We start from the raw sequence: 8,364 nt of genomic DNA on the forward strand, positions 1-8,364 counted from the left end.
ATCGTACAAAACAAGTTATAAAATAGCCTGTATAAGTTAAAAAAACATCATAATAAGTCATAATTAAAAACCATATTTATTTTATTTTCAAATAGTTAAAGAAATAACATATTTAATATCTCTACCTCAAAAAAATAATTACTTTTGCCGAAATCTCAAACTTAAAAAAAAACCTATTTCTTACAAAATGAAGTCTGAATTAACTGAAAAAACACTTAAGGAACGGGTTAAAGAACTAACATGTCTTCTTGAAATTTCATCAACAATTGCACAAGCAGATCGTGCTGAAAAAAAGATTCTTCAAAAAATAATTCTAAGTGTAAAAAAAGCCTACATGTATAGTGAAGATATAGTTATCGAAGTTCAAATTCAAGATTTTATTTTAAGTACATCAAAATTACCCAAACATAGTGTTTTTCAAATCAGTGATATAACTATTCTGGAAGCAAATTCAGGCTTCATAAAAGCACATTACCCTAAAAACAAATACAATAACAGTCATTTTCTTGATGAAGAACAAAAACTCCTCAATGCAATTGCATTTGAAATTGGAAGTTATTTAGAAAAATTTCAAATTTTAGAAAAAAAGAATCAGTTGATAAGCACCATCGAACATATGAATCGTTTGTCAATACTGAGCGAAATGACTGCCGGTATCGCACATGAACTCAACAACCCTTTGGCTAATATTCTTGGATATGCCGAGTTGATCAAGCTTAATAATACTGACCCTGAAATTGATGTGGATATTTCAACAATTATAAACTCTGCAATTTACAGTCGTAAAATCATAAACAAAATCTTGTCATTCAGCAGCGATGTTCCATATCATTTTGAAAAACAAAAAATTAAATCAATGGTAAACTTTGCTGTATCACTTTTAAAGCAAAATTTCCAAAGAAAAGAAATTAAAAACGAATTAATATTTAAAAACACAATTGATTATATAAATGTAGATTCTATACAACTAACTCAAGCTTTACTAAACTTATTAATAAATGCTCTCGACGCATCTCCAGAAAAAAGTACCCTAAAAACTACAATTGAAAATGATCTTCAATATTTATTTGTCATCATCGAGGATCAAGGTCTAGGTATACATGAAAATATCAAATCAAAAGTATTTGAACCTTTTTTCACAACAAAAGCTGCAAATGAAGGGTGTGGTATAGGATTAACAATGGTCTCACGAATAGTCAAAATTCATAATGGTGAAATAATTATCAAAGACAATTTTCCTCAAGGAACCATTTTTACAATAAAATTACCTTTAACTCAATAAAGACCATGACTTTACGAAAAGAAAAAATACTAATTGTAGATGACTGCTATGAAATACTTGATCTAATTCAACGCTATTTAGCAAAGCGAAATTACCTTACTTATAAAGCCTCATCTGTTATAGAAGCAATTGAAGTTCTAAAACACAACTCTATTGATTTGTTGGTTACAGATTTATATATGCCCGAACTTAATGGTATAGAGTTATTAAAATATGCTGCAGAACACTTTCCAACGCTTCCAAAATTAGTTATAACCGGAATGCCCTCTATTGCTAATGCTGTCAGTGCTTTAAAATCTGGTGCATTAGATTATCTATCCAAGCCTTTTACCGCTGATGAATTTTACGAAGCAATTGAAAACTCACTCTTAAAAACAAAAAACAATCAAATACTATCCTCTGAATTTGAACTTTCTTTATTTGAAGAAAACAGTTATGGTGGAATAATTGGACATTCTGAACAATTCAAGAAATTAATTAATACTATACAACGTATTAAAAACAACACAGTCAACGTATTAATTGAAGGAGAAAGTGGTACAAGCAAAGAATTAATTGCAAGAGCAATTCATTTTCAAGGCTCGCGAGCCAAAATGCCGTTTATAACAATTAATTGTGGTGGAATTCCCGAAAGTCTTATAGAGTCAGAATTATTTGGTCATGCGAAAGGCGCATTTACAGGAGCTGCAGAATCTAGAATTGGCTTATTTCAAGCTGCACATAAAGGAACCATATTCTTAGATGAAATTGGCAATGCTCCGATGACAGTACAAACAAGACTTTTAAAAGTTTTACAAGAAAAAGAGATAACCAAAATAGGTTCAACAGTAACCGAAAAAATAGATATCAGAATAATAGCCGCAACTAATAATAATCTATCTCAAATGATTTCAAAAGGGACTTTTAGAGAAGATCTCTATTATCGTCTAAATGTCGTAAACATAAAGACAACACCACTTAGAGACAGAAAAGAAGACATCTTACCGCTTGCCAAATATTTTATTACAAAATACTGCATTGAATACAACAAACTTGAAACTTCAATTGACAGCAAAGCTTCCGAAATTTTACTCCGCTATAAATGGCCAGGCAATATTAGAGAACTTGAAAACATTATTCAAAGAATGATTATTATGAGTGATACTATAATATCAGTCGAAAATATACCTGAACATCTAAAGTATCATTTATCTGAAAAAACGGAATCACTGAAATCGTTGAAAGAATTTGAAAAAGAGCAGATTTTGAGAACATTAAATGCTGTAGGAAACAATAAAACAAAAGCGGCAAAAATTCTGCAAATTGATAGAAAAACTTTAAATCAAAAATTAGCAAATTAAAAATGAGTAATTATTCCCATACCTAGGAAATTTTCCAATGCAAAAAATAAACCTAAAATTTGAAGTAAAAAATAAACAATTGACTCTCAATTACTAAGCAAAAATAAGAATATTAGGCATATCTTTTGTCTACTATAAGACAAACTAATATCAATATAAGATTTATATTACAAAATAATAAAAGCAGAATCTTACCACCCTGCGTCTATTGTTACCTCCCTACAGTCCAAAAACACTTAAAAATCAATTAATTAACAAAAAAAATATTAACTTTATCAAAACAAACAATTCTTCAGGTGAAAACAATAGAGCATTACTATGATGCCAATCTAAACTGGACAGTAGATTTGGCTAAGCAATTTGGGGGGGAAATAGAAGACAATTTTATAATAGTACCTGAAGATATACAAATTGGCACCAGATACTTTCTGGATTGCGGAGATGGAATCATTGCCTATTATATTGATGTAGAGTATAAAAAAGACCTTCATCTAATACAAAAAAATTTAAATGATGATTTTGTCGCATTTTACTACAATCTTACGGAAGGTAATGCTACGATTTCTATTCATAACTTTCTATACAATGTCTCCAAATGGCAGTATAATTTATCTGTAATCGATGGTTCACTAAAATCTGATTACCATGTAACTGCAGGAAGTAAAACATACGCTTTATGTATATTTATAAAAAAGAATACCATAAAGGAATTTGTACTAAAAAATCATTTAAAAATAACAAATATTAATGAGGTTATTGACCCTGAAAAAAATACAATGATTCGATTTGACAGGATGAGTAGTGACAGCTATAATTTATTAGCTGACTTAAGAAAAAAAGATATAGGCGGACCGATTTTCAACCTTCATCTTATTGGCACAGTTCATATGCTCATTGCAAATTATCTAAAAAAAATAGCCAGCAAACGTCTAATTATCCAAAGAGTTAATCAATTAGATTTAGCTGCTATCATTTCAATACAAATGTATCTAAATCAAAATATTAAAGAGCATTTTCCAAGCATTAAGTTTCTATCAGAAAAAGCCAATATGTCTGAATCAAAATTTAAAGCTCTTTTTAGTAAAATAACCAGCCAGACTCCCAGTTCTTATTTTATGGAAAGTAAATTACTGCTTGCCAAAGATTTACTAGAAACAAAGCAATTAACTATTTCTCAAATTTCAGACCAATTACATTTTACCCATAATTCTTATTTCGCATCAAAATTTAAAGAACATTTTGGCCTTTCTCCAAAAGCGTATGTACAACAGTTATAAAATATAGTCAAGTAAATAAGTTTAATTTTAATACTGCATTTAAAAATAAAAATTTATCTATGAAGAAAATATTTCATTTTTATAGTTTAACGCCAGAATGGCTTCACAAATTGGCTGAACAAGTTGAAACAACAGTAATAAATGACAAAACAATACATTTTCCAGAAAAAATTGGCAATGGATGTTTATATTTTACACCTATAACACCAGGTATTTCTACTGTTTTTATGGATGTAGTCCTAAACACTCCTCTAAAAATATGCAGAGAACCTTCTGAAAATGAGTTATATATTTTTCACTATGACCTTAGTGAACATGTAAATCTTATAAATATTAATAATGAGAACTATGAAATTGGTTCTTTTGATAAATTAGATCTCGCTATTATTGATAACCAAATTGCAAGCTCCTTTAAGCCCAACATCCATGAACGAACATTTGCTTTAAGAATACTTGTTGATAAAAGTCTTTTAAATGATTTTATTGCAAAATATTCCGTAAAACTACATGAAAACAAATCTTACGAAAAATCTAACTCCAGTTTTTATCACTATGGTCATATTGACAGTAACAGTACTTTATTGCTTAAGTCATTAAAAAGTAAATCAATAAATGATTTGTCTTTTGATTCTTTTTTAAAAGGTATATCATTAAAGATGCTTGGGAATTTTTTTAGTAAATTCTATGATGCGGAGCACAAAACTAACATTGCAACCAACGCAGAAGATCAAGCAATTTATAAAACTAAACAATATCTTCTTGATAATTTATCCGGTCCTTTTCCTTCTCTCACTTTTTTAGCAGCTATGGCTGGAATGTCAGAATCTAAATATAAAGCTCTTTTTAAAAGCAACATGAATATTACACCAAATTATTTCTTTATCAACGAAAAAATGAAATATGCCCAAAAGCTGGTGCGCAGTGGAAACTACAATTCTCTAACTGAAACCCTCTATGAATTCAATTACAGTAAGTTAAGTTATTTTTCTTCTCAATACTATAAGTATTTTAATAAAAAACTTAGTGAGGATTTTGTAAAAAAAATAAAATAAAAAATCAAATTCAATAAAAAATGCCCCCAAAATATATCTTACTTTTGAGGGCATTTTATTTATAAATTTTTTTATTATCCTTGTACTTTATTTTACGTTTATAATAAAGTCAGAACGTCTGTTTAATTGATGCTCTGCTTCTGTACACGACACACCATTGGTACATTTATTTAGTATATTAGTTTCTCCATATCCTTTACCTGAAACACGATTTGCAGGAATACCATGTTTTACAATGTAGTCAACAGTAGCTTTAGCTCTATTTTCAGATAAGGTCATATTAAATTCATCGCGGCCTCTACTATCAGTATACGAATTTACCTGCAATGTGATACTTGGACGAATTAACAATACCTCTACAACTTTATCAAGTTCTGCTTTTGAAGACTCTCGTATTTTATAGCCTTTATAATCAAAATAAATAGGTTTTAAATTCAATACATCATTTAAATTATTCCCAGGTGCCATTATTTTTGTTTGATTATCAACAACTACTTCCATTTCGTTTAAAAAATCAAACGAATATTCTCTTTTTTCTAATGGTTTAAACATTGGTGCTATTTGAATGTTTTCTGTCATTCCAACCTTTTTATAAATTATTTTATAATCAATAAAAGGCATAAGCTCTGCCGTATATTTTCCTTGTTTATCTGTATAAACTGTTTTTATTAATTCATCTTCAGAATTATAGATTTCAACAGCTGCATCTTCAATTGGCCCGCCTGAAGTAAACTTTAATGTACCAAAAATAATAGGACTTATATTAAAATCAAAAGCTACTGGACGATTTTCAGTGAAACTATAGATATTATCATTTCCATCCCTGTCAGAAGAGAAATATCCCATTTTAGTTTTTCCATTAATTGCATACGCAAAGTCATCAGAAGTGCTGTTCACTCCATCACCTAAATTTACTACATGATATACCCCTGCGGCATCTTTCATTGCAGCAAATACATCCAAACCGCCTAATCCCGGATGGCCGTCAGAAGAAAAATATAAAATCCCTGATGCATCCATAAACGGATAAGTTTCTCTGCCTAAAGTATTTATTTCATCACTCAATCTGGTAACATCATTTCCAACAAAACCGCCTTTTCTTAAACTTACGACATATAAATCAGAATTACCAAAAGCATTGTTTCTATCAGACACAAAGAAAAGTTCTGTTTCATCGGGACTTAAAGCTGGGTGTGCTGATGAAAACCGATCACTATTTACAGGAAACGCCAATTCTTTTACATTTTTCCACTTTCCATTAATATTTTGAGCAGAATAAATTTTCAAATAAGTAGTTCCCTTTTTGTCTTCACCTAATTTTCCATCAATATAATTGTTTCTAGTAAAAAACATTGTTTTACCATCTTTAGTAATTGCTGGTGTGCTTTGATGATATTCTGTATTTATATCTCCTTTCAACAAAACTGGTTTTTGTAATCCTCCATCAGCTGTGATATCAGCCTGATATAATTTTAAGAATGATTTTTCATTCCAGCTGTGTTTACGCTTCAAAACTCCCCCTGTATCTCTGGCCGAAGTATAAACAACTTTATTTGCACCAAAAAACGAACCTCCAAAATCTGAAGATGGAGTATTAATATCAACAGGTTTAAAAGTATACCTTCCAGATTGTTTCTTAATACTTTCTAAGAGCTTTATTTCATTCCAATCTGTACTAAGGTCTTTTTTCCCCGAATGTTTGTAGTAATTTTTTATTACTGCCTCTGCTTCATTATATTTTTGAGAATTGTTCAGTGTTTGTGCATATCTAAAATAATACTCCGGACTAATATTATCTGACAAACCTACTACTTTAGAATAGCATTTTTCTGCTTCTGCATAGTTACCATTGTAATAGTACGAATCTCCTAGTTTTTGATATAACTCTATCGAATTATTCCCTTTACTAATCTGGTTCTCATACAATTTAATTGCTTTTATAAAAGCAAACTTATCATAGGCATCATTTGCTTTTTTAACATTTTTATCCTGAGCATTTATCTTACCAATACTTAGAATACAAGCTATTAGGAAAACAAAAATAAAATTTGAGTTTTTATAAATCATTATAGTATATATTATAGTTGTTAGAAAAATCTTGGCGTAACTAATCTTGTTTTTGATTTACTAATCAAGTCAAATCTCAAAAAAACTTCATGAGATCCAGAATTATAATTTCCAATATTATTAGTATCATAATCATATGCATAGCCTACTTGAATGCCATTTGTTACTTGAAAACCTGCCAATCCGCTTACAGCAGTATCCCAGCGATAAGCTGCTCCAATAGTAAATTTATCACTAAACAAAAAGTTTGCAGAAACATCAACTGCAACTGGTGCACCTGGAGTTGCTTTTACTAATGCAGCAGGTTTAAATTTTAGATATGGATTAAGATCAAATACATAACCTCCCATTAAATAAAAATGGGATTTTTCAGAATAAGTAGTTGCCTTAACATCGTCATAAAAAGAAGTTTTTAAGAGCTGTGGAACTGATAATCCTACATACCAATTGTAAGAGTGTACATAAAATCCTGCTCCTACATTTGGAGAAAACTGCGATATCTGACCTGACAAATATGGATCAGGATTTTGAGTATTCAATCTAGTGTAATCAACATCAAAGTTGGTGAAACCTCCGGAAACACCAAATGAATACTTTATATCTGTACTTCCTAAAATAGTATAGGAATAATTAACCGTTGCACCTGTTGTTGTTGCTGGGCCAATTTTATCACTTACCACATTTAATCCTAAACCGCTATGACCCCCCAAAGGTGATTGAACAGAAAAGTTCATTGTTTTTGGAGCTCCATCAAGACCGATCCATTGTGTTCTGTATAAAGCCATAGCACTTAAAACTTCTCTTGATCCTGTATATCCCGGATTAAAAGTCATTGTATTGTACATGTACTGTGTATATTGAGATTCCTGTTGAGCCGAGGCATCCCAAATTCCTATTAACAATATCATTACTGTGTAAAAAATATTTTTCATTACATAAATTAATTTTAATTATTATTTAATAGCTCTTTTATAATTTTATAGTAAATATTACGTTACAAAATTCTCTCTATTATGTAAATAATTTTACTAGTAAAAGTTTTTAATGTAACAGATTAAGACAATTCTCCCTACCCTGCCTTAAAACCGCCCAAATATCTGTATAGCAGATTGTTGATATTTAGTGATTTGTAGTTTATCATTGATAATTGAATGTAATTTTTAAACTACCGACTGTCAGTAATAGATTTTAAATTGATTCTTTTATAGAATATGGTTTTGATAAAATTGCTTTTACCTCTTGTATTTTTATATGGTTAACTTTGATAACTTCACCGAACTTAAAATTTTAATAGAATTTATAACTCTGAAGTTGTTGAAATAGAATTTAATATACAAAAACAGGAC

The 8,364-nt window shown here is 29.7% G+C and carries 6 protein-coding genes; 4 read left to right on the forward strand and 2 right to left on the reverse strand.

The window, feature by feature from the left end; all coding sequences use genetic code 11:
- Nucleotides 1-187 precede the first annotated feature (187 nt).
- The 4 genes from B0A75_RS20290 to B0A75_RS20305 all read left to right on the forward strand — a co-directional run bounded on the left by B0A75_RS20290 (nt 188) and on the right by B0A75_RS20305 (nt 4,951).
- The gene (locus B0A75_RS20290; RefSeq protein WP_089056083.1) at nt 188-1,282 is read left to right on the forward strand and encodes a sensor histidine kinase; all 1,095 of its coding nucleotides are present in this window, start codon (nt 188-190) and stop codon (nt 1,280-1,282) included.
- Nucleotides 1,283-1,287: 5 nt separating this feature from the next.
- On the forward strand, nt 1,288-2,622 hold the full coding sequence (locus B0A75_RS20295) for a sigma-54-dependent transcriptional regulator (RefSeq protein ID WP_089056084.1): 1,335 nt from the start codon (nt 1,288-1,290) through the stop codon (nt 2,620-2,622).
- Nucleotides 2,623-2,918: 296 nt separating this feature from the next.
- Nucleotides 2,919-3,899, forward strand: a complete 981-nt coding sequence (locus B0A75_RS20300; RefSeq protein WP_089056085.1) for a helix-turn-helix transcriptional regulator — start codon at nt 2,919-2,921, stop codon at nt 3,897-3,899.
- Nucleotides 3,900-3,958: 59 nt separating this feature from the next.
- Nucleotides 3,959-4,951: a helix-turn-helix domain-containing protein gene (locus tag B0A75_RS20305; RefSeq protein ID WP_089056086.1), complete on the forward strand. Its 993-nt coding sequence runs from the start codon at nt 3,959-3,961 to the stop codon at nt 4,949-4,951.
- Between the two features lie 87 nt (nt 4,952-5,038).
- Here B0A75_RS20305 and B0A75_RS20310 read toward each other — a convergent pair whose 3' ends face one another.
- A complete protein-coding gene (locus B0A75_RS20310) occupies nt 5,039-7,018 on the reverse strand; it encodes an OmpA family protein (protein ID WP_089056087.1) in 1,980 nt (659 codons plus the stop codon).
- A 20-nt stretch (nt 7,019-7,038) separates the two neighbouring features.
- A complete protein-coding gene (locus B0A75_RS20315; protein WP_089056088.1) occupies nt 7,039-7,950 on the reverse strand; it encodes a PorP/SprF family type IX secretion system membrane protein in 912 nt (303 codons plus the stop codon).
- Between the last annotated feature and the right edge of the window lie 414 nt (nt 7,951-8,364).

The sequence above is a fragment of the Flavobacterium oncorhynchi genome (genome assembly GCF_002217355.1).
GTDB classification, from domain to species: domain Bacteria; phylum Bacteroidota; class Bacteroidia; order Flavobacteriales; family Flavobacteriaceae; genus Flavobacterium; species Flavobacterium oncorhynchi.